The 19,479-nt window shown below is 47.3% G+C and carries 15 protein-coding genes and 1 pseudogene; 12 read left to right on the top strand and 4 right to left on the bottom strand.

The features are described 5' to 3' along the window. The first annotated feature begins 5 nt into the window (after window positions 1-5). The 3 genes from pucD (at window position 6) to QVE09_RS03790 (ending at window position 5,791) form a co-directional block, all read left to right on the top strand. On the top strand, window positions 6-2,333 hold the full coding sequence (gene pucD, locus QVE09_RS03800; RefSeq protein ID WP_315935745.1) for a xanthine dehydrogenase subunit D: 2,328 nt from the start codon (window positions 6-8) through the stop codon (window positions 2,331-2,333). Beyond that, window positions 2,330-2,848 (top strand): (2Fe-2S)-binding protein, encoded by a 519-nt coding sequence (locus QVE09_RS03795; protein ID WP_315935744.1) that lies wholly within the window; start codon window positions 2,330-2,332, stop codon window positions 2,846-2,848. The genes pucD and QVE09_RS03795 overlap by 4 nt, the downstream gene beginning before the upstream one ends. 363 nt (window positions 2,849-3,211) lie before the next feature. Continuing rightward, window positions 3,212-5,791 (top strand): X2-like carbohydrate binding domain-containing protein, encoded by a 2,580-nt coding sequence (locus tag QVE09_RS03790; RefSeq protein ID WP_315935743.1) that lies wholly within the window; start codon window positions 3,212-3,214, stop codon window positions 5,789-5,791. 81 nt (window positions 5,792-5,872) lie between these two features. Here QVE09_RS03790 and QVE09_RS03785 read toward each other — a convergent pair. Next, a pseudogene (locus tag QVE09_RS03785) lies at window positions 5,873-6,285 on the bottom strand (DUF6198 family protein). Window positions 6,286-6,408: 123 nt separating this feature from the next. Between QVE09_RS03785 and paiA the strand changes: the two are divergent. The 6 genes from paiA (at window position 6,409) to QVE09_RS03755 (ending at window position 13,267) form a co-directional block, all read left to right on the top strand. Further along, window positions 6,409-6,927 (top strand): spermidine/spermine N(1)-acetyltransferase, encoded by a 519-nt coding sequence (gene paiA / locus QVE09_RS03780; RefSeq protein ID WP_315935742.1) that lies wholly within the window; start codon window positions 6,409-6,411, stop codon window positions 6,925-6,927. A gap of 691 nt (window positions 6,928-7,618) precedes the next feature. Next, window positions 7,619-8,701: a class II fructose-bisphosphatase gene (gene glpX, locus QVE09_RS03775; protein ID WP_036613775.1), complete on the top strand. Its 1,083-nt coding sequence runs from the start codon at window positions 7,619-7,621 to the stop codon at window positions 8,699-8,701. Between the two features lie 290 nt (window positions 8,702-8,991). Beyond that, entirely contained in the window at window positions 8,992-10,041 is a 1,050-nt protein-coding gene (locus tag QVE09_RS03770; protein WP_315935741.1) for a LacI family DNA-binding transcriptional regulator, read from the top strand. A 54-nt stretch (window positions 10,042-10,095) separates the two neighbouring features. Further along, the gene (locus QVE09_RS03765) at window positions 10,096-11,268 is read left to right on the top strand and encodes a Gfo/Idh/MocA family protein (protein WP_315935740.1); all 1,173 of its coding nucleotides are present in this window, start codon (window positions 10,096-10,098) and stop codon (window positions 11,266-11,268) included. A 70-nt stretch (window positions 11,269-11,338) separates the two neighbouring features. Then, entirely contained in the window at window positions 11,339-12,064 is a 726-nt protein-coding gene (locus QVE09_RS03760) for a ThuA domain-containing protein (protein WP_074095386.1), read from the top strand. Window positions 12,065-12,160: 96 nt separating this feature from the next. Beyond that, window positions 12,161-13,267 carry a Gfo/Idh/MocA family protein gene (locus tag QVE09_RS03755; RefSeq protein WP_315935739.1) on the top strand — a complete coding sequence of 369 codons (1,107 nt, stop codon included), beginning with the start codon at window positions 12,161-12,163 and terminating at the stop codon, window positions 13,265-13,267. Between the two features lie 168 nt (window positions 13,268-13,435). On the opposite strand, the gene QVE09_RS03750 is transcribed toward QVE09_RS03755, so the two are convergent. Both QVE09_RS03750 and QVE09_RS03745 read right to left on the bottom strand, forming a co-directional pair. Continuing rightward, a complete protein-coding gene (locus QVE09_RS03750) occupies window positions 13,436-14,254 on the bottom strand; it encodes an SPL family radical SAM protein (protein WP_315935738.1) in 819 nt (272 codons plus the stop codon). Further along, on the bottom strand, window positions 14,251-14,835 hold the full coding sequence (locus QVE09_RS03745; protein ID WP_315935737.1) for a bifunctional transcriptional activator/DNA repair enzyme AdaA: 585 nt from the start codon (window positions 14,833-14,835) through the stop codon (window positions 14,251-14,253). The genes QVE09_RS03750 and QVE09_RS03745 overlap by 4 nt, the downstream gene beginning before the upstream one ends. A gap of 192 nt (window positions 14,836-15,027) precedes the next feature. Between QVE09_RS03745 and QVE09_RS03740 the strand changes: the two genes are divergently transcribed. From QVE09_RS03740 to QVE09_RS03730, 3 genes are read left to right on the top strand one after another with little or no spacing between them, the layout of a single operon-like run. Further along, window positions 15,028-16,008 (top strand): Gfo/Idh/MocA family protein, encoded by a 981-nt coding sequence (locus QVE09_RS03740; RefSeq protein WP_315935736.1) that lies wholly within the window; start codon window positions 15,028-15,030, stop codon window positions 16,006-16,008. A 30-nt stretch (window positions 16,009-16,038) separates the two neighbouring features. Next, window positions 16,039-16,800 carry an SAM-dependent methyltransferase gene (locus QVE09_RS03735; RefSeq protein WP_315935735.1) on the top strand — a complete coding sequence of 254 codons (762 nt, stop codon included), beginning with the start codon at window positions 16,039-16,041 and terminating at the stop codon, window positions 16,798-16,800. Window positions 16,801-16,821: 21 nt separating this feature from the next. Then, entirely contained in the window at window positions 16,822-17,715 is an 894-nt protein-coding gene (locus tag QVE09_RS03730) for an NAD-dependent epimerase/dehydratase family protein (RefSeq protein WP_315935734.1), read from the top strand. Window positions 17,716-18,139: 424 nt separating this feature from the next. On the opposite strand, the gene QVE09_RS03725 is transcribed toward QVE09_RS03730, so the two are convergent. Further along, complete coding sequence (locus QVE09_RS03725; protein ID WP_315935733.1) at window positions 18,140-19,156, bottom strand: LacI family DNA-binding transcriptional regulator; 1,017 nt, start codon at window positions 19,154-19,156, stop codon at window positions 18,140-18,142. Window positions 19,157-19,479: the final 323 nt, after the last annotated feature.

Below are 19,479 nucleotides of genomic sequence, written 5' to 3'. Positions count from 1 at the left end.
GCATCATGCTGCTGAATCGGAAACAGAGCGGGAAACGCTGGCACCTGCGGCCAGATGGGGCGCCCAAAGTAACAGGCCAGCTTCAATATCTGACGGATATGACGCTACCTGACATGATTCATGGCAGAGTATTGCGAAGCGAATATCCTCATGCTCGTATATTGTCTATAGATACTTCGGAAGCTGAGGCGTTGGAAGGTGTCTATGCGGTGCTTACCTCCAAAGATGTGCCTGGTCTGAATCGTTTTGGTATTGCGACCCCGGATCAGCCTGTGTTCTGCGAGGATATTGTTCGTTATGTTGGAGATGCCATTGCAGCGGTTGCTGCGGATTCTCCGGAACGTGCGGCACTTGCGCTAGATGCGATTCGCGTAGAGTATGAGGAACTCACACCGCTGAATAGTACAGACGCTGCCTTGGCTCCCGGCGCACCAGAGCTGCATGAGCATGGTCCCGGTAATGTGCTGCATCGGACGGAGATCAAACGTGGAGATGCTGAGCAAGCCTTTGCCACATGTGATCATATCGTGACAGAGACGTATTATACGCCTCGTCAGATGCATGCGTACATGGAGACAGAAGGTGGCCTGTTTGTCCCGGATGAAGAGGGGCGGCTGAATGTATACGCGGCAACGCAACATGGTTATAAAGACCGGATGCAGCTTGCGCGCATCATTAGCTGTCCTGAAGAAGATATTCGAGTGGTGTCTTCACCGATTGGTGGTTCATTTGGCGGAAAAGATGAACTAAACGTACAGCCCTATGGTGCATTGCTGGCCTTGAGATGCGGACGTCCTGTGAAAATGCATAATTCACGCAAAGAATCCGTACGTGCAGGACTAAAACGGCACCCAATGAAGATTGAAATGCAGACTGGCATGAGTCGAGAAGGAATCATACAGGCGCATCGTGTCCGCATTACAGCAGATACCGGAGCGTATGCCACACTGGGTGCACCGGTGCTGAACTTCTGTACTGAGCATTGCCTTGGACCCTACGCCATCCCTCATGTGGATGTGGAAGGGGTGTCTGTGTATACGAATAATGGATTGTCGGGTGAGTTTCGCGGATTTGGTGGGAACCAGGCGATTTTTGCCATGGAAGGCCAGATGGATCGACTTGCAGAAATCATGAACATGGACCCTTGGGAGTTCCGCAGACGTAATATGAGGGAAAAGAATGATCCCGGGCCGCTGAATCAACGCATTCTGGTTACGGATGGACTGTCTCAAGTATGGGAGGCATTGGATCGTTCCGAACTGTGGCAAAAACATCTGAGTCCTCCGGCAGATCCTTCTTTGCCGCCGTGGATCAAACGCGGAGTCGGAGCAGCCATCGCCATGCACGGTGCAGGGCTGGGTTACGGTATTCCGGACCCTGCGGGAGGCCGTCTGTCCCTGAATAACGAAGGCAAGATTGAGGTTGCGTTCAGCTACGAGGAATTCGGTCAGGGGCTTATTGCAACGCTGGAAATTATGTTATGTGATCTATTCCAATGCAGTACATCGGATCTAAGTATCATCATTGGAGATACGGATCGTGTGCCACACAGCGGATCAAGCACAGCTTCACGTTCAACAACGATGGCTTGGATGGCTCTTCAACGCTTGCAGACTCCATTTCGTTCCCGTGTTCTCGCTGTCGCGTCTGAAATGTCAGGTGTTCCGGCAGATGAATTGGTAACAGGACCTGATGGTGTATGGCGCAAAGTCCAGCTTCCTGCCGAAAGTTCAGAAGTAGAATCAGAATCAGGCTTTGTAGTTTCGTATGCTGAACTCGTGACGCAGGGCGAAGCCGATGAATGGATTTTCGATACAAAGTTCGATTATCCAACTACGCCAGACAATGTGGTAGGCGGGCATTATTTGTATACGTATGCGGCGGTTGCCGCAGAGGTGGAAGTAAATACTTTAACCGGAGAAACCAAGCTGCTCGATACACGCCATGTTGTAGCAGCAGGCCCGGTGATCAACCCTATGGGCTTTATCGGACAGATTGAAGGCGGCAGTGTCATGGCGCTTGGATTCACGTTGACCGAGGATGCGGTCATGCAGGACAGCCGTTATGTAACCACCAACCTTGACACGTATCTGATCCCAACCATTCAGGATATTCATACCAATCTGGAGGTTGAGGCTATTGAAGACTTACCAGAAGGTGATGCCTTTGGCCCTAGGGGAATCGGTGAAATTGGCTCCGTTGCGCTTGCGCCGGCCATAACAGCTGCAATTCATCAGGCGACAGGCGTATGGGTTAACCGTCTTCCTGTACCGAGGGAACAACTGGTCAGACCTTTAAATGTACCTTTGCAGGAAGGAGTGAGTCCATCATGAGTAAGCCACTTGAGAATCATTGGACAGCCGTTGTGAATGGCGAACAGAAACATCTGGAGATTGCGCAGACGACCCGACTTGTCGATGTGCTTCGGACTCATTTGCAACTTACGGGTACCAAAGTATCCTGCGAAGTGGGTCGCTGCGGCGCATGTATGGTTCTGATGGATGGAGAGCCTGTGAATTCCTGTCTTGTCATGGCTTATCAATGTGAAGGCAGTGACATTACGACGATTGAAGGTCTGCATGGCGAGGAGAAAGGCACTCTGCATCCGATTCAACAGGCTTTTGTGGAGGAAGGTGGTTTCCAGTGTGGCTACTGTACTCCCGGCATGGTGATCTCTACCAAAGCATTGCTGGATGCACATCCTGAGCCTTCACAAGAGCAGATTGAAACGGGATTGTGCGGGAATCTATGTCGATGTACGGGATACGGGGGCATTATTCGGGCGGTACGCAAGGCGGGGGAACGCTGTGTGGTAAAGGAAACATCTGCCGAGGAAACCGTTAGTTGAGCCGGGAGGCAGGACGTAGATATAAGCGAGGTAAATTGAAGAAACGTACTTTGAAAAAGCATCCGATACAGGAATGCTTTTTTGTTTTTTTAGGTTTGCTGCCAAGGACAATCATCTAATGTGAGATGAAGTTCTAGGCCCAAATCTGGTTAGATAATGAACCGTTTTCGATTTTTATCAATATTGGTGAGACGATGGAGTAATGTTGTTCAAAATACTGGTACAAAAGAATTTCAAACATTCGTATTCACCATATATTTACAAATATTGATGTGCATGCTATGTTTAAAATGAAAGCGCCATCATGAATGGGTTCATTGACATTGCATTATCATATTTCACTTGGGAAGGAAGATGGAATTGATGAAAAATTTGCTCAAAAAGGCAACCGCAATGATGCTGGCATTGATCTTACTGCTTGGATTAATGACAGCGCCCGTTCATGCAGACCCCCCACTGTTCACCATCGAAAGCGAAGATGCGCAGCTCACCCCGGATCTTCAAGTGGTTACTTCAATCTATGGGCAACCCAAGCCCGGATTCTCAGGGGCCGGATTTGTCTGGATGCAGAACTCTGGCACATTAACCTTCACCGTTACTGTCCCGGAAACCGGCATGTACGCAATCTCCACACGATATATGCAGGAGCTCAGTGCAGATGGCAGGTCACAAAATTTAATCGTGAATGGTGTTACGAAAGGTGCGTACATGCTGCCTTACACGACAACATGGTCAGACTTCGATTTTGGCTTTCACAAGCTGAATCAGGGTGCCAATACGATTGAGCTAAAGGCTGGCTGGGGCTTCGCTTATTTTGACAATTTCACAGTGGATCATGCGGATCTGGATCCCTTGAATGTACAACCAGTTCTGAGTGATCCTGAAGCTACCCCGGAAACTCAAATTTTGATGAATTATTTAACGGAGGTATACGGAAACAATATTATTTCTGGTCAGCAAGAAATCTATGGAGGAGGGAATGACGGAGATTCGGAGCTTGAGTTCGAATGGATTCATGATCTGACCGGAAAGTATCCGGCTATTCGCGGCTTTGATCTGATGAACTATAATCCGTTGTATGGTTGGGAGGACGGTACAACCGATCGTATGATTGATTGGGTGAATAACCGTGAAGGTATTGCAACAGCTTCCTGGCATATCAATGTACCTCGAAACTTCAATACGTATGAGCTTGGGGACTTTGTGGATTGGAAAGAGGCTACCTACAAGCCAACAGAAACAAATTTTAATACAGCAAATGCGGTAATTCCCGGTACGAAAGAGTATCAATACGTGATGATGACCATCGAGGATCTGGCAGAACAATTACTGATTTTGCAAGACAACAACGTGCCGGTTCTGTTCCGTCCGTATCATGAAGCAGAAGGCAACGGCGGGCTGAACGGGGAAGGTGCATGGTTCTGGTGGGCTTCGGCAGGCGCAGACGTATACAAACAGCTATGGGATCTGCTTTATACCGAACTGACCGAGACGTATGGCTTGCATAATCTGATCTGGACCTACAACAGCTACGTATACAGCACTTCTTCTGCTTGGTATCCGGGCGATGATCAGGTAGATCTTGTCGGATATGATAAATACAATACGATCTACAACCGTTATGACGGCTTATCCGGCGTACCGAATGAGGATGCGATTACCTCGATTTTCTATAAGCTTGTTGAGTTGACGAACGGTACGAAAATGGTAGCCATGACGGAGAACGATACCATTCCAAGTGTGAAAAATCTGACAGAGGAGAAATCAGGATGGCTGTACTTCTGTCCTTGGTATGGCGAGCATCTGATGAGTTCGGCTTTTAATTACCCGGCAACTTTGAAAACGCTTTATCAAAGTGATTATGTCATTACGTTGGATGAGCTGCCAAATCTAAAGGTTAACAATCCCAACCCCAGTGCATCCATCACACCTGGAAACGTTGAATTTGACAAATACTCACCCAATCAAAGTGATAAAACCGTAACCGTGAATGCAAATGGTAATACGCTGACTGCTCTTCGGGCAGGAAACAATGTGTTGACCGCAAATACGGACTATACCCTGAGTGGAAGCACACTGCTGCTGAAAAAAGATTATCTGGCGACACTGCCTGTTGGCGAGCATTCAATTGTTCTGGATTTTAATCAAGGGCAGGACCCTGTGTTAAAAGTCAAAATTGTGGATTCAACACCGAGTACCAATGCTGTGATTTCACCTGTGAATGCAACATTTGATAAAGCGACGAATCCCGCGCAGGATATTACCGTATCTCTCACCTTAAACGGCCGTCAGCTTACAAGCATCACAAAGGGGAATGTTACGCTTGTAGCGGGTCAGAATTATACAGCATCCAGCTCTGCTGTTGTTCTGAACAAATCCTATCTTGCCACGCTGCCCCTGGGCCAGAACGTATTGACCTTTAACTTCAATGGAGGAAATGACGCTGTGCTAACGGTGAATGTGGTAGACAGCACGGTTCCTGAGCCTGCTGGAGATTTGACGATTCAAGCTTTTAACGGCAATACAAGTGCATCCACCAACGGCGTCGCACCCAAGTTCAAATTGGTCAACTCAGGCAATTCGGCTATTCCGTTGAGTGATGTAAAACTCCGGTATTACTATACAATTGATGGGGAAGAAGCTCAGAGTTTCTGGTCCGACTGGGCCAGTATGGGCAGTGCGAATGTAACCAGCCAATTCGTTAAACTGGCGACTCCAGTTGCCGGGGCGGATCATTATCTTGAAGTGGGCTTTACAAGTGCGGCGGGATCACTGAATGCGGGTCAGAGCGCAGAGGTTCAAGCACGCTTTTCGAAAAATAACTGGTCGAATTACACACAGACTAATGATTACTCGTTCAAGGCATCCGGTAGTCAGTTCGCAAACCATGATAAGGTTACCGGGTATGTGAACGGTCAGCTGGTATGGGGAATTGAGCCGTAAGGAATAATGAACGGTTGATGGGCTGGATCAGGGGTTGAACCTCTGATTCAGCCTTTTTATGGTGTAGAAGGTGTACACCGATTAGACGGAATGTTCTTTTTCATGCTCAGTATGTGACGATGTATCCATGTCTGTTAATATGTGATCTATTATCTTTTTCGTATGGCCCATGATGAACTGAAGAAGCAGACCTGCACAACATACGGTTAATAATGTACCAAGCCCGATCGGTCCACCAAGCAGGAATGCCAGCATCAAAAATACAAAGTAAATCAATGTTCTCGATACAAGTAAGGGAGTTCGAGTGATTTCATGCAGGATTAATGTTAAGCGGTCATCGGAATGGGTGCAAAATTGGTCTTTAAAAGCCCTACATGATGTGACAGCCCTACCAGAAGTGCATCAAACGGTGAGGTACCCAGTTCAGATTGGATGGTTAGGGAAATACCAAGTGTTAAGATTAGAATACCTGCGACAAAAAGTACATATTTCAAATGCATCCAACCTCTTCTTTGATATTATGTTGCAAATACAACAAAATTGAGTTAAATTCAATGTAACCCTTTTTTAGTGCATTTGCAACAAACGATTAACTTGTTAAAGGAACGTGAATATAGATGACGATTCGTATTGAGATATGTACCATTGAACATGTATGTGAACTGCAGGAGATTAGTTATGAGACGTTTAATGAAACGTTTAAAGCGCAAAATTCACCCGAAAATATGAAAGCTTATCTGGAAAAGGCGTTTAATCGGGAGCAATTGGAAACGGAACTGTCCATGGAGGATTCACAATTTCTTTTTATTTATGTCAACCATAAAGTGGCAGGGTACATGAAGATGAATATCAATGATGCTCAGTCTGAGAAAATGGGCGTGGAATCCCTTGAGATCGAGCGTGTGTACATCAGAAAAGAGTTCCAAAAACATGGCCTTGGTAAAGTATTGCTCCATAAAGCCATGGAGATGGCAAACGAACGTCACAAAAGGAGTATCTGGTTAGGCGTGTGGGAGAAAAACGAAAATGCCATCGCCTTTTATGAAAAGATGGGGTTTGTAAAGACAGGAGCCCATGCTTTTTACATGGGAGATGAGGAACAGATTGATTTTATAATGACCAAAACGCTACTGTAACTGGATCATCGAGGGAAAAGCTTGGGAGAAAAAATGCTATTCAGCAGAATTCTTTCGGGCTTTTTTATGTTTTGCCAGAATCGTTGAATAATAAAATGAAGAAAAGAATGAAAATTTTTACATAATAAATATTATGTAAACTTATTATTTTCGATGACCTGCATAAGTTGCATCTATGGCTTTAGCAAAAGTTAAAGTCCTGATTAATACACAATTGACTGTATAAATTAACTCAATAATAGTGAAGGTAATAGGCTGATCTCAAGGATTATCTTTACAGTTTATTAGTTTATTTCTACGTTTGGACAGCCAGTCGAAAATCGTTTTCGTTCGTAGTTTGTTAGATAGCGTCACGTTCTTAATAATCACGATATAAGTTGTATATGCCTCATGTTAAAAGAACTTTTGGCGAATGAAGCGGGCGTATTAATTCACCATGTCTAACTATTTAGTTTTTTGAGCGGAAATGGAAAATGTAATTAATATTTCAAGTGAGAAATCAGGTGGATTGAACTCTTAAAACGAGCCAAAAAAGAAGTAAAATCAATCAAAATATTAATTGGATAAATAAGGTATAAATCGTTCGAAAGGCGCTACTACGCCTTTTATAGATCAATTTCATATGGATTTGCGATGGATTTAGTGCCGCTTTCAAGTTATGCTTTTGGAAATTGGAAAGGAAGTGGGAAAAATGGAACGCGAACTGGCGTTGGAAATTGTCAGAGTAACAGAATTGGCTGCGTTAGCTTCAGCACCCTGGATGGGGCGAGGCGACAAGAACAGTGCAGATGAAGCGGCTACTTTGGCCATGCGCGCCATGTTCGATTCCGTGTCCATTCGCGGCACGGTGGTAATCGGTGAAGGAGAAATGGATGAAGCACCCATGTTGTACATCGGCGAGGAAGTGGGCAACGCTGAGGGGCCTGAGGTTGACGTGGCTGTAGACCCGCTCGAAGGTACAGAAATCGTGGCCAAAGGACTAAACAACGCTCTATCGGTTATTGCAGTGGCGGGAAAAGGTAACCTGCTCCACGCACCGGACATGTATATGGAGAAACTGGCGGTAGGGCCTGCACTTGTAGGCAAAGTTAGCATTGAAGACCCGGTTGAAGTCACACTGGAGAAAGCCGCTGCCGCATTGAACAAAAACATCTCGGATCTCACTGTGATGATTCTGGATCGTGTACGGCATGAGAGCACAATTAAGACCCTGCGCAAGGTTGGCGTGCGGATCAAGTTCCTTAGTGACGGCGATGTTGCGGGTGCGATGGCACCGGCCTTCCCCGAGGCGGGTATTGATCTCTATGTCGGATCTGGAGGAGCGCCAGAAGGTGTGCTGGCTGCCGCAGCGCTGTCTTGCCTTGGAGGCGAGATTCAAGGTCGCCTGATGCCTGCCAACGCGGACGAATTCCAGCGTTGCCTGCAGATGGGGATTGATAATCCTTACAAAGTGTTAACGATGCAGGATATGATCGGTACGGAGGATGTCATTTTTGCCGCAACAGGTGTGACGCCAGGTGAGATCTTGGGAGGGGTAAGGTATCTTGCGGATGATCGGGCCGAGACGGATTCAATTGTCATGCGTGCCAAAACCAAAACAATTCGGTTTATTCGTTCCCAACACTTCCTACCTAACAAAGAAGTACTACACAAAGTAAGACAGCTTCAATCCACGCCAGAACCCTCGGACCGCATTCCGAGTCATGCGAAAACAATGGAGCAGGCTGAGTTTAGTCAATCCTCCGTTGATCTTGGCGTTACAACGACGTTGTGAGCTGCACTTCCCATAATTGAACACACAGGATCAACTGAAATCGTTGTATTTAAGGTTGTATTTGAGTTTGATAAGTAACTTGAACCCCTAAGGTTACAGGGCACGGATTCAATGAAAGTACCATCTCTGGCAAGATAATAATGAGGGCTTGGATTAACCCAAGCCCTCATTATTTTTTTGTTTTAAAGCATTGACAACGGTTACATGGCATGAGAAAATGTACGCGCGTACATAAACATCGATTTTAAATATTACATCATTAATAGGTGGGCTAGAAAGGGGTGAAATTCATGGCATCTCGTAAAGAAGTGGCTGATCTTGCGGGTGTTTCCGAGGCGACGGTTTCTCGGGTGCTTAATGGGGTTGGTCCTATTAAAGAAGAGACACGCCGCAAGGTTCTTGAAGCTTCCGAACAGTTAGGCTATGTGCCCAGCGCTCTTGCTCGCAGTTTTGCCAGAAGTAAAAGCGGCAACCTTGGCGTGGTATTACCTTATGTTCCGAAGGCACATCTGTTCTCGGCGTATTTTTTCTCGGAAATGCTAAGTGGGATTGGAAGCAAAGCCAGAGACAATAGCATGGACCTGTTGGTTATGTTCCGAACACCCGGTGAAGTGATGAATTATACGGATCTGTTCCGGCGTCAGAAAGTGGACGCCTGCATTATTCTTGGTGCCAGAGATGATCATGAAGAACTGGCGGCCATGCAGCAGCTTTATCAGGAAGGACATCCATTCTGCGTGATGAATCAGCACTTTGCGGGCCAATCGTTCATGGAAGTTGACGCGGATCATGTGGAAGGGAGCAGGCTTGCGATACGTCATCTTACGGATCAAGGATATCGCAAAATCGCTTTTCTCAATGGTCCAGACAGCTATTCCAACAGCCAGGAGCGAATGGAAGGTGTCCGTCTTGGCCTGCAAGAAGCAGGTATGGAGCCGGACCCGAGCCTATTGCTTGAGGGGAATTATAGTAGACGAAGCGGCATTGAGGCGGCAGCGATTGTAGCAGATCGTTTACATGAGATTGATGCTGTATTTGCGGCCAATGACCGGATGGCCATTGGTGTCATGCATGGTTTGCGTGAGCGGGGAATAGGGCCTGCGGATTTTCCGGCATTTGTGGGTTATGACGACTCCGATGCCGCCGAGATGGCGGTTCCGCCGCTGAGCAGCGTCAGGGTTCCATTTTTTGAGATGGGTGAACTTGCATTATCGAAGCTTATGCATGGGTCTGTGGGTGACACACATAAAGCGAATAACTCTGTTGTAGCGGTAACCGAATCAGCGAGAGCGTTGTTGCCTACCGAACTGATCATCCGTGCTTCTTCTATCCGTCAATAGTTTATTGGTACACGTATTGAAAGACTTTTTATTATTCCAAAGGAGGAAATGACCATGTCAAATCGTCTTCGTGTCGGAATGGTTGGATACAAGTTTATGGGGAAGGCCCACAGTAATGCCTATCGCAGTCTGCCGATGTTTTTCCCGTCTGCTCCGCTACAGCCTGAGATGTCTGTGATCTGTGGACGTAACGAGCAGGGAGTGCAGGAGGCAGCGAATCAGTTCGGCTGGTCCGAGAGTGTGACTGATTGGCGCGAACTGGTGAAGCGGGATGATATCGATCTGATTGATATTAACGCGCCAAGTGATGCCCACAAGGAAATTGCGCTGGAAGCGGCTCGTCAGGGCAAACATCTGTTTTGTGAGAAACCACTGGCCCTGTCGCTTGCGGATTCGCGTGAGATGCTTCAGGCAGCAGAGGATGCAGGAGTCGCCCATATGGTCGGGTTCAACTATCGTTTCTCACCAGCGGTGCAATTAGCCAAGGATCTGGTGGAGAGCGGACGACTGGGTAAAATCTATCATTTCCGTGCGTTTTTCCTGCAGGACTGGATCATGGACCCTTCGTTCCCGCTGGTATGGCGTTTGCAAAAAGAAGTGGCTGGCTCCGGTTCCCATGGGGATCTGGGTGCGCATTTAATCGATCTGGCTCGTTTCCTTGTTGGTGAATTCCAGGAAGTCATCGGTATGAGCGAAACCTTCATTAAAGAGCGTCCGCTTGCAGCCGAAATGACCGGTCTGAGTGCAAAGGGCAGTTCGAATGCGGATGCACCCAAAGGAGAAGTGACCGTCGACGACGCTACGTTGTTCCTGGCACGATTCGCAGGAGGGGCGCTGGGCAGCTTCGAGGCTACACGTTTTGCAGCGGGGCATCGGAGTACGAACTCGTTTGAGATTAACGGCAGTCTCGGCAGTGTACGGTTTGATTTTGAGCGGATGAACGAACTGGAAGTATATTTTACAAAGGATGAAGAGGACGTACAGGGATTCCGCCGTGTACTGGCGACTGATCCGGCACATAAGTATGCTGAAGCCTGGTGGCCTGCCGGACATACGATTGGATTCGAGCACACGTTCACCCATGAAATGCTGGAGCTGGTGACAGCAATCTCTGAAGGACGCCAACCATCACCGAGTTTCCACGATGGGGTTGCTTGTCAGGCTGTATTGGAAGCGGTAGAACGTTCGGTATCAGAACGGCGCTGGGTGACACTTGAAGAGATGTGAGCAAGCAAGACAGTGACGTCAGGAATAGGGTTGAACACAACTAAACTAGGCGAAAGCGAGTGAATAAACGATGAGCAAAGCACTGATTGTATGGGGCGGCTGGGATGGACATGAACCGGAGCAGGTAGCAGCGATTTTTGAACGTATTTTGAAGGAAGAACAGTTTGAGGTTGAAGTCTCGAATACGTTGGAGTCTTACGCAGATGCAGAGAAGCTGTTGGGTCTGGATCTGATCGTGCCGTTGTGGACGATGGGACAGATTGAGCAGGAACTGGTCAATAACGTATCAGCGGCTGTTCAGAGCGGTGTGGGCTTGGCTGGTCTTCATGGCGGGATGTGTGATGCCTTCCGAAATAACGTAGACTGGCAGTTTATGACGGGTGGACAATGGGTTGCTCATCCAGGTAACGATGGTGTGGAGTATATGGTGAACATGAAGCGTGGCTCTAGCCCGTTATTGGATCATATTGAAGATTTTCAGGTGAAAAGTGAACAGTACTACCTGCACGTAGACCCGGCAGTGGAAGTGCTGGCAACAACTCGTTTCCCAGTGGTGACTGGTCCGCATGCTGCGAATGGACCCGTAGATATGCCTGTTGTCTGGACGAAACGCTGGGGCGCAGGACGGGTATTCTACAACTCACTGGGACATCATGCAGACATTGTAGACATGAAACCCGTGACTGAAATGATGCGCAGTGGTTTCAAATGGACAGCGGCAGGCAAAGAACTTGCCAAGAGTCGAGTAAGTGCAGCAACAGAAGTGTATACAGGTATGGCGGACAACCAGAACTAATGAGATTGTAGTTTGATTGCAAACGTAACTTCAGTGTTAACCATTCATCTTCAATGGATAAACCATTTCTGATCTACGGCGAAGGGAGCCCCAGGCATGAAAATAATGAAAGTAGGCATTATTGGCTGCGGTAAAATCAGCGGTATTTATATGGAAAACTGTCATCGGTTCGAGGTGCTGGAACTTGTTGCTGTTGCGGATCTCGACCGGAAACGTGCCGAGGAGCAGGCAGCAGCCTATAACGTGCCTAACGTATACAGCGTCGACGAAATCTTGGCTGATCCCGAGATTGAGCTGATCATCAACCTGACGATTCCTTCCGTTCATGCGGATGTATGCTTGCGGGCGCTTGAATCTGGCAAACATGTTTATGTAGAAAAACCGCTCGCTGTTACCCGAGAAGAAGGGCAGGCCGTGCTCGAAACAGCGAAGCGTAAAGGATTGCTCGTGGGTTGTGCACCAGAAACATTCTTTGGTTCGGGTATCCAGACTTCACTTCAATTGGTGGAGGAAGGGGTAATCGGCAAGCCCGTGGCCGCAACGGCATTTATGATGAGCCGTGGTCATGAGCACTGGCATCCCGATCCGGAGTTTTATTACGCCTCTGGCGGTGGGCCGATGTTTGACATGGGGCCATACTACCTTACGGCATTGATCCAACTGATGGGACCGATCAAATCGATTGCAGGCATGACAGGTAAAGCCATGAACGAGCGGACGATTACGAGTGAGAAAAAGAGAGGCCAGGTGGTTCCCGTCGAAATTCCAACTCACGTCACGGGTCTGTTGCAGTTTGAACAGGGAGCCATTGGCACACTGATTACAAGTTTTGACGTATTTGGCGGAAGTGCACTGCCACCGATTGAGATATATGGCACGCACGGTACATTGCAGGTACCTGACCCCAACACCTTTGGTGGTCCGGTTCGTTATCGCTTGCTGGGTGAACATGAATGGACGGAAGTTCCGCTTCTCCCAGGATATCAGGAAAATACACGCGGCATCGGTGTGGCAGATATGGCCTATGCAGCACATAGTGGACGTGCACACCGTGCGAGTGGGGAACTGGCATACCACGTACTTGAGGCCATGTGGGCATTCCATGATTCATCAGATGAACAGACGTTCTACCAGATGAAAAGCTCGTGTCAGCGCCCAGCTGCATTGCCGGTGGATCTGCCATTGTATACATTGGATAAATAAGATAGCCATTATGGCTTATGTCACGATAAATAGCCCCTTTTCCTTTGAACAAGGAAAGGGGCTGTTTTTTATTAAATCAAAAAAATCTGGGAATAACAGCGATCGGAAGGTTGTTCTGTCATTGGAGTGTCCAGTGTAAATATTCTTTAGTCCAACTTATATAGCCATTTATGGCTCAAATCCCGCCTGACTGATCCAGATCTCATCTTCGGCAAAATAGTCTTTCATCCGCTGAACCACAGTCCGATACGCATCTGGATGATACCAATGCTCCATCCCCACTTGCTGATAGAGCGACTCCATACCGAGTCGGCGGGTGCGCTTGCCCTCACTGCCATCACCCATGAAATAATCGTCAATGCATACACGCTGAACCAGAGGTCTCAAGATGGCTGCAAACTGTTCACTGCTGGGTAATACGGGAGCAATCGCAACCTGCGTGGGTATTCCGGCATCCCGCAACTGTTCCAGTGCACGTAATCGGCCTGCAATTGGGGGAGCGGAAGGACTGAAATGCTTGCGCATATCGTCCAGATCCGTCTCTACCGTCATGCTGACCCGAACCCGGTCACCTAACTGCTGTAGCAGATCTATATCCCGGGTAACGAGTGGACTGCGGGTCTGGACTAATACGAAATCTGGAGGATGCTGTACCATCGTTTCAAGCAATGAACGCGTGATACACTCCTTGTATTCGGCGGGTTGATACGGATCGGTACTGGATGACATGAACAGAGTGACTTTCCCTTTGGTCAGGGCACGCTGCAACTCTTTGGCGAACACTCGGGAGGCCTCTTGTTTTACATCCACCCAGCTCCCCCAATCCTCTTTACGAAATAGGGAGACAGGCATCTGTCTGACATAACAATAAGAACAACCGAAGGCGCATCCTGTATAAGGATTCAGTGTATGTGTATATCCATTAAGGAACCCTGTCCCCTTGTTGAGTAACGTTTTGGGTACTTTGTAAGTAAGATTTGTCTTCATAAGTTCTCATGCCTTTCGCGGTAGTGTGCAGGTGTGAGACCTGTGTGTTTGCGAAATACAGTAATGAAATAAGCTGAGTTAGGTATACCGACATGGCGGCCAATATCGGTGACGGTAAGTCCGGTATGTTCAAGCAACTTCCGGGCTTCAGTAATTCGTTTATCCTGAATATATTGAACCGGTGTGCGGCCTGTAATCCGCTTGAACACACGATGCAGATGATAAGGACTGCCATGACTTACAGTGGCAAGGACATCCAAGGTTAGAGGTTCGGCGTAATGATGTTCGATGTAATCCGTAATCCCGTATATCCACTCCTGATCAGGTACCCGCTCGCCTGTAGGTTTACAACGTTTGCAGGGTCTGAACTTTCGTGCCAATGCTTCTTCAACATGTTGAAATATCAGCACATTTTCAGCTTTGGGTGCTCTGGACTTACAGGAAGGTCGGCAAAAGATACCCGTTGTCTGCACGCCGTAAAAGAACGTTCCATCATAAGAATTATCGTTGTGGATGATGGCGTGCCAGTATTTTTCATCTATAGATTTGGGCAGTATGCGATCTTGATCTGGACTTTCCACGGTGATCACCTCATCTCTAATTATACCCCTGATTCCAAGGGATTGACGAAGTTTCAACTTAAAAAGCAAGATATCAATATTTGGGGATAGGGCTCCTTCCTTCAATCTGAACGAAATATGAGCTACAATATACAAGATGGTATAAAGGTTTTGAACTCAAATGAAATTTATAGATGAAAGAGGTAGGTAAGCATGGTTCGTTTTGGAGTAGTGGGTACCAACTGGATTACAGAAAGGCTTCTTGAAGCCGCAGTACAGGTTGAAGGGTTCAAATTAACCGCCGTGTATTCAAGAACTGAAGATAAAGCTAATGCATTTGCAGATAAATATGATGTGGAACACCGATTCACCGATCTGGAAAAGTTGGCGGCAAGTGATGTGATTGATGCAGTCTACATTGCAACACCAAATACGGTTCATGCGGAGCAGGCTGAGCTTTTTCTGAGAAACGGTAAACATGTATTGTGTGAGAAACCTCTCGCTGCGAATAGCGCCGAAGTTCGGAGTATGATCGATACAGCACGAGAACACGAGGTTCTGCTCATGGAAGCGATGAAATCTACCCTTGTTCCCCAGTTCAAAATGGTGCAGTCTAACCTGCATAAAATCGGTCCTGTCCGCAAATACGTAGCAGGATACTCTCAGTATTCTTCGCGTTACGACAAGTACAAAGAGGGAATTGTCCTGAACGCGTTCAAGCCTGAACTCGCTAATGGGGCGTTAATGGATCTCGGTGTGTATTGTCTCTACCCATTGATTACGTTGTTCGGTGCACCTAACCGGGTTCAGTCCCAAGCGATGATGCTGGAATCTGGCGTGGATGGACAAGGCAGTGTGCTGCTGGGCTATGATGGGATGGATGCGGTTGTTACATACTCCAAAATCTCCAACTCTCATGTACCAAGCGAAATCATGGGAGAACTGGGCAGCATCATCATTGATAAGATTGGTTCACCGGAACATGCAGAGATACGATACAATGACGGTATGGTGGAGCAGCTCACAGTCGAACAAAACCATCCGGCGATGTATTATGAAGTGGAGGAGTTCGTGAATCTGGTTCAGGAAGGCAAAAAGGAATCCGACATGAACACGTATGAACGCTCTTATGTTACGATGCAGGTCATGGATCAGATTCGAAAGCAGATTGGGCTTGTGTTCCCTAACGATTGATTCAAGAACAGGAAAGGAAGCTGAGACGAGATGAGCAGAGATGAGCAGCGCAACAATAGAGATGAGCTGAAGAACAGCAGAGAAGATAACCGTTCCAATGACTCTGGTGGTTTGGAACTGTCACAGATTGTTTTCATCGGAAGAACCTTCGAGGAATATATGAAGATGTTCAACTTAACGGTAGAGGAGATTACGGGCAAGTCAATTCTGGATTGTCCAGGTGGAGCGTGTTCGTTCAGTAGCCAGGCGCGCAAGTTGGGTGCTGATCCCGTGGCCGTGGATATTGCCTACAAATACGAGATCGACGAGCTTGAAGCAAAGGGATTTCAGGACATTGAGCATACGATGAAACAGATGGAACCGGTGCAAGGAATATATGTATGGGATCAATTTGCATCAATCCAGGGGTTAAAGGAAGAGCGAACTCGTGCCATCACAGATTGCATCGCAGATATGAGAATGTTTCCTGACCGTTATGTAGCGTCTGTGCTCCCGGATCTACCCTTTGCGGATCAACAATTCGATCTGACGTTATCCGCCCATTTCCTGTTTACGTATGCGGATCGATTGGATGTTGATTTTCATGTTACAACCGTGATGGAACTGCTGCGTGTGACCAAACGAGAGGTTCGCATTTTTCCAACAGTTGATCTGTCTGGCGAACGTTACAAGCACATGGATGAGTTAAAATTAATACTCGAAGAGCGTGGGTGCACGGTATCCGAAGAACCAACTTCATATGAGTTTCAACGGAATGCTCACACCATGCTTCGAATTGTTAAACATAATTGAGCAAGATAGGAGGTTTTTTGGATGAATAAAGTACTTATACTTGGGGGTACACGTTTTTTCGGCAAACGTCTGGTGGATCACTTGCTGTGGGAAGGGAAGTCTCAGATCACAGTCGCAACTCGTGGTAAAACGGATGTCGACTTTGGATCCGAAGTTAACCGAATCAAGATGGATCGTGAAGACCCGGAATCTCTGGCAGAGGTTGCGCAGACAGACATGTGGGATGTTGTGTACGACAACATCTGTTATTCACCTGATGCGGCGAAAGCGGCATGTGAAGCTTTTGCAGGACGAACCAAAAGATACGTTCTGACATCCACACTCTCGGTGTACGGGGATCCCAGACCTGGATTTAAGGAAACGGATTTTGACCCGTATACATATCCATTACAGTATGGGAGTGCGGAGGATTTTTCCTATGGCGAAGGCAAACGGCTTGCTGAGGCTGTATTTTTCCAGGAAGCGGATTTCCCGGTTGTGGCGATGCGCATTCCCATTGTACTCGGGATTGATGATTATACGAGAAGACTTCATTTTCATATTGAACATGTGCAAAAAGGAAAACCGATCGGCATGCCGAAACCGGATGCAGAGATTGGATTTATCAATTCCACCGAAGCGGCAAGATTTCTCGCTTGGCTTGGACATTCGTCCATTACCGGTCCGGTGAATGCAGCTTCCAAGGGTGCGATTACGCTGTCAGCCATGATACATCTGATCGAGACGGTCACGGGCATGCAGTCCCAGATCCTCACGGAAACGGTGAAAGAGGACATGTCACCCTTCGGAATTGAGCAATCATGGACGATGGAGACGACCAAAGCTGAACAAGCGGGGTATACGTTCGAACCTTTGATGGACTGGTTCCCGGGACTCGTTCGTGAGGTCGCTCTTGCATTACAGTCGGAGCGGTAGAATATCGGCTCGGATGGAACCAAAATGAATTCGACGGACCTGAATGAAACAGACGAACCAAATGGCTAGAACGACGGATAATTTTAACGAATGAACTTCAAACAGGGTGCAACCAGAGCGTAATCTCCGGTGCACCCTGTTCATGTTTTACATTTTTTAAATCTGAATTGAACCTAATTTAGATAAGTGGGACTAATCATTTACACGATAACGGAGATGACAGAAAAAAACTGAAAAAGCGAAGCGTTCGCCTACAAGCTTTCTGCAAGAAAGCTACATCGGAAGCTACGCTATCTCCGGATTTCCCCTTTAAAAGGGAATGGGAAAATCTGGGGATAACAGCGATTGGAAGGTTGTTCTGTTATCGTAGTGTCAGTGTAAATAATTTTTGATCCACATATTTAGTCAACTCACGTGCTTAACTCTATTTTTGCTCACGTGGGGTAGTGGTTGAAGCCCGTATACGCAGTTCTGACGGTAGAATGACGGTTTGGGCTTCGGAAGGGGCTTTTCCCTCAATTCGGTCAATCAGCATCTGTACGCCTTGAAACCCAAAGTCATATGCTGGCTGTGCAGCTACAGTCAGGAAAGGATCAAAAGCAGAAGCCAGATCCAGATCGTCGAAACACACAACAGAAATGTCTTCTGGTACATGTAGTCCTCGTTTGCGCAAAAGCCGAATGACCCCAATCGCCAGCATGTTGTTGGCGGCAAAAATGGCTGTTGGTTGATCCGGTTGAGAGAGTAGTTGATCCAGTCCTTCTTCATCGCTGAAATCCCGGTACCCGGTTCGAAGCACAAGCTCGGGATCGATATCAGCTCCGGCCTCTCGTAAACCCGCTATATAACCTTCCTCCCGCAGTCTGGCGGTAGAAACCTCCGAAGAACCATTGACGAGTGCAATGCGCCTGTGACCCAATTGCACCAGATATCGGATCAGAGCAATCGCGCCTTCCCGGCTATCTCCGGCAATCATATCTGACGTAATGCCAGGTACGGTGCGGTCCAGAAAGACAAACGGAATGTGACGTTCCTGCAGCTGTTTCAGATGAGGGAGAGAACGATCTCCCGCCGGAGCATAGAGTACACCATCCACGCGAGTGGACAAAATCGCGTCTACGTAATCCTTTTCCTTATTGTAATCCTCGTCACTATTGCCAAATAAAAGACGGTATCCACGTAGATGGGCTGCATCTTCAGCACCACGGGCCAGTGTTGTATAAAAAGGGTTGGTAATATCCGTAATAAGCAGGGAGAGCATCTGAGTTCGTTGAAGCACAAGGCTGCGTGCATTGGAGTTTGGGATGTAACCCAGTTCGTCGATCACCTGTTGCACACGTTCACGTGTCGCGGAACTTATACGGCCTGTATGATTAATGACCTTGGAGACCGTCATGGCGGAGACGTTGGCTTTTTTGGCAATATCGTAAATGGTAATCATTAGAATCTAACCTTTCCGCAACATAGTCTTACCATTCTATAGGATAATGCCAATTGACAGCAAGATAGGCTCATGCTATGTTAGGGTTACCGATAACCCTAAAGGGTTCTGAACGTCTTTACTACATAAACCATTTTGTTAAATTCGCTCATGCACGTTCCATTTTCTTGTATAGAGGAACTACATACATAGCTGATTAATGAAATGGTTTATTGGTATTTTTTTAAATATGTAAACGTATTCAAACTCAAGTAAGGCTCTTGATAATCTGTGTATGCCGTTCTTGCGTACCACCCGGGTATCGGTTGTATCTCCGTCATTAT

The organism is Paenibacillus sp. ClWae2A, from assembly GCF_032452295.1.
GTDB lineage: Bacteria > Bacillota > Bacilli > Paenibacillales > Paenibacillaceae > Paenibacillus.
The sequence above is the reverse complement of the archived record's forward strand: the minus strand, read 5'-3'. Positions and strand labels throughout refer to the sequence as shown.

Excerpts from the sequence above, each read along its gene's own strand:
- QVE09_RS03760 (WP_074095386.1), top strand. The coding sequence starts at position 11,339 with ATGAGCAAAGCACTGATTGTATGGGGCGGCTGGGATGGACATGAACCG.
- QVE09_RS03735 (WP_315935735.1), top strand. The coding sequence starts at position 16,039 with ATGAGCAGAGATGAGCAGCGCAACAATAGAGATGAGCTGAAGAACAGC.
- QVE09_RS03795 (WP_315935744.1), top strand. The coding sequence starts at position 2,330 with ATGAGTAAGCCACTTGAGAATCATTGGACAGCCGTTGTGAATGGCGAA.
- QVE09_RS03765 (WP_315935740.1), top strand. The coding sequence starts at position 10,096 with ATGTCAAATCGTCTTCGTGTCGGAATGGTTGGATACAAGTTTATGGGG.
- QVE09_RS03740 (WP_315935736.1), top strand. The coding sequence starts at position 15,028 with ATGGTTCGTTTTGGAGTAGTGGGTACCAACTGGATTACAGAAAGGCTT.
- QVE09_RS03755 (WP_315935739.1), top strand. The coding sequence starts at position 12,161 with ATGAAAATAATGAAAGTAGGCATTATTGGCTGCGGTAAAATCAGCGGT.
- QVE09_RS03750 (WP_315935738.1), bottom strand. The coding sequence starts at position 14,254 with ATGAAGACAAATCTTACTTACAAAGTACCCAAAACGTTACTCAACAAG.
- pucD (WP_315935745.1), top strand. The coding sequence starts at position 6 with ATGCTGCTGAATCGGAAACAGAGCGGGAAACGCTGGCACCTGCGGCCA.
- paiA (WP_315935742.1), top strand. The coding sequence starts at position 6,409 with ATGACGATTCGTATTGAGATATGTACCATTGAACATGTATGTGAACTG.
- QVE09_RS03730 (WP_315935734.1), top strand. The coding sequence starts at position 16,822 with ATGAATAAAGTACTTATACTTGGGGGTACACGTTTTTTCGGCAAACGT.
- QVE09_RS03770 (WP_315935741.1), top strand. The coding sequence starts at position 8,992 with ATGGCATCTCGTAAAGAAGTGGCTGATCTTGCGGGTGTTTCCGAGGCG.
- QVE09_RS03725 (WP_315935733.1), bottom strand. The coding sequence starts at position 19,156 with ATGATTACCATTTACGATATTGCCAAAAAAGCCAACGTCTCCGCCATG.
- QVE09_RS03790 (WP_315935743.1), top strand. The coding sequence starts at position 3,212 with ATGAAAAATTTGCTCAAAAAGGCAACCGCAATGATGCTGGCATTGATC.
- glpX (WP_036613775.1), top strand. The coding sequence starts at position 7,619 with ATGGAACGCGAACTGGCGTTGGAAATTGTCAGAGTAACAGAATTGGCT.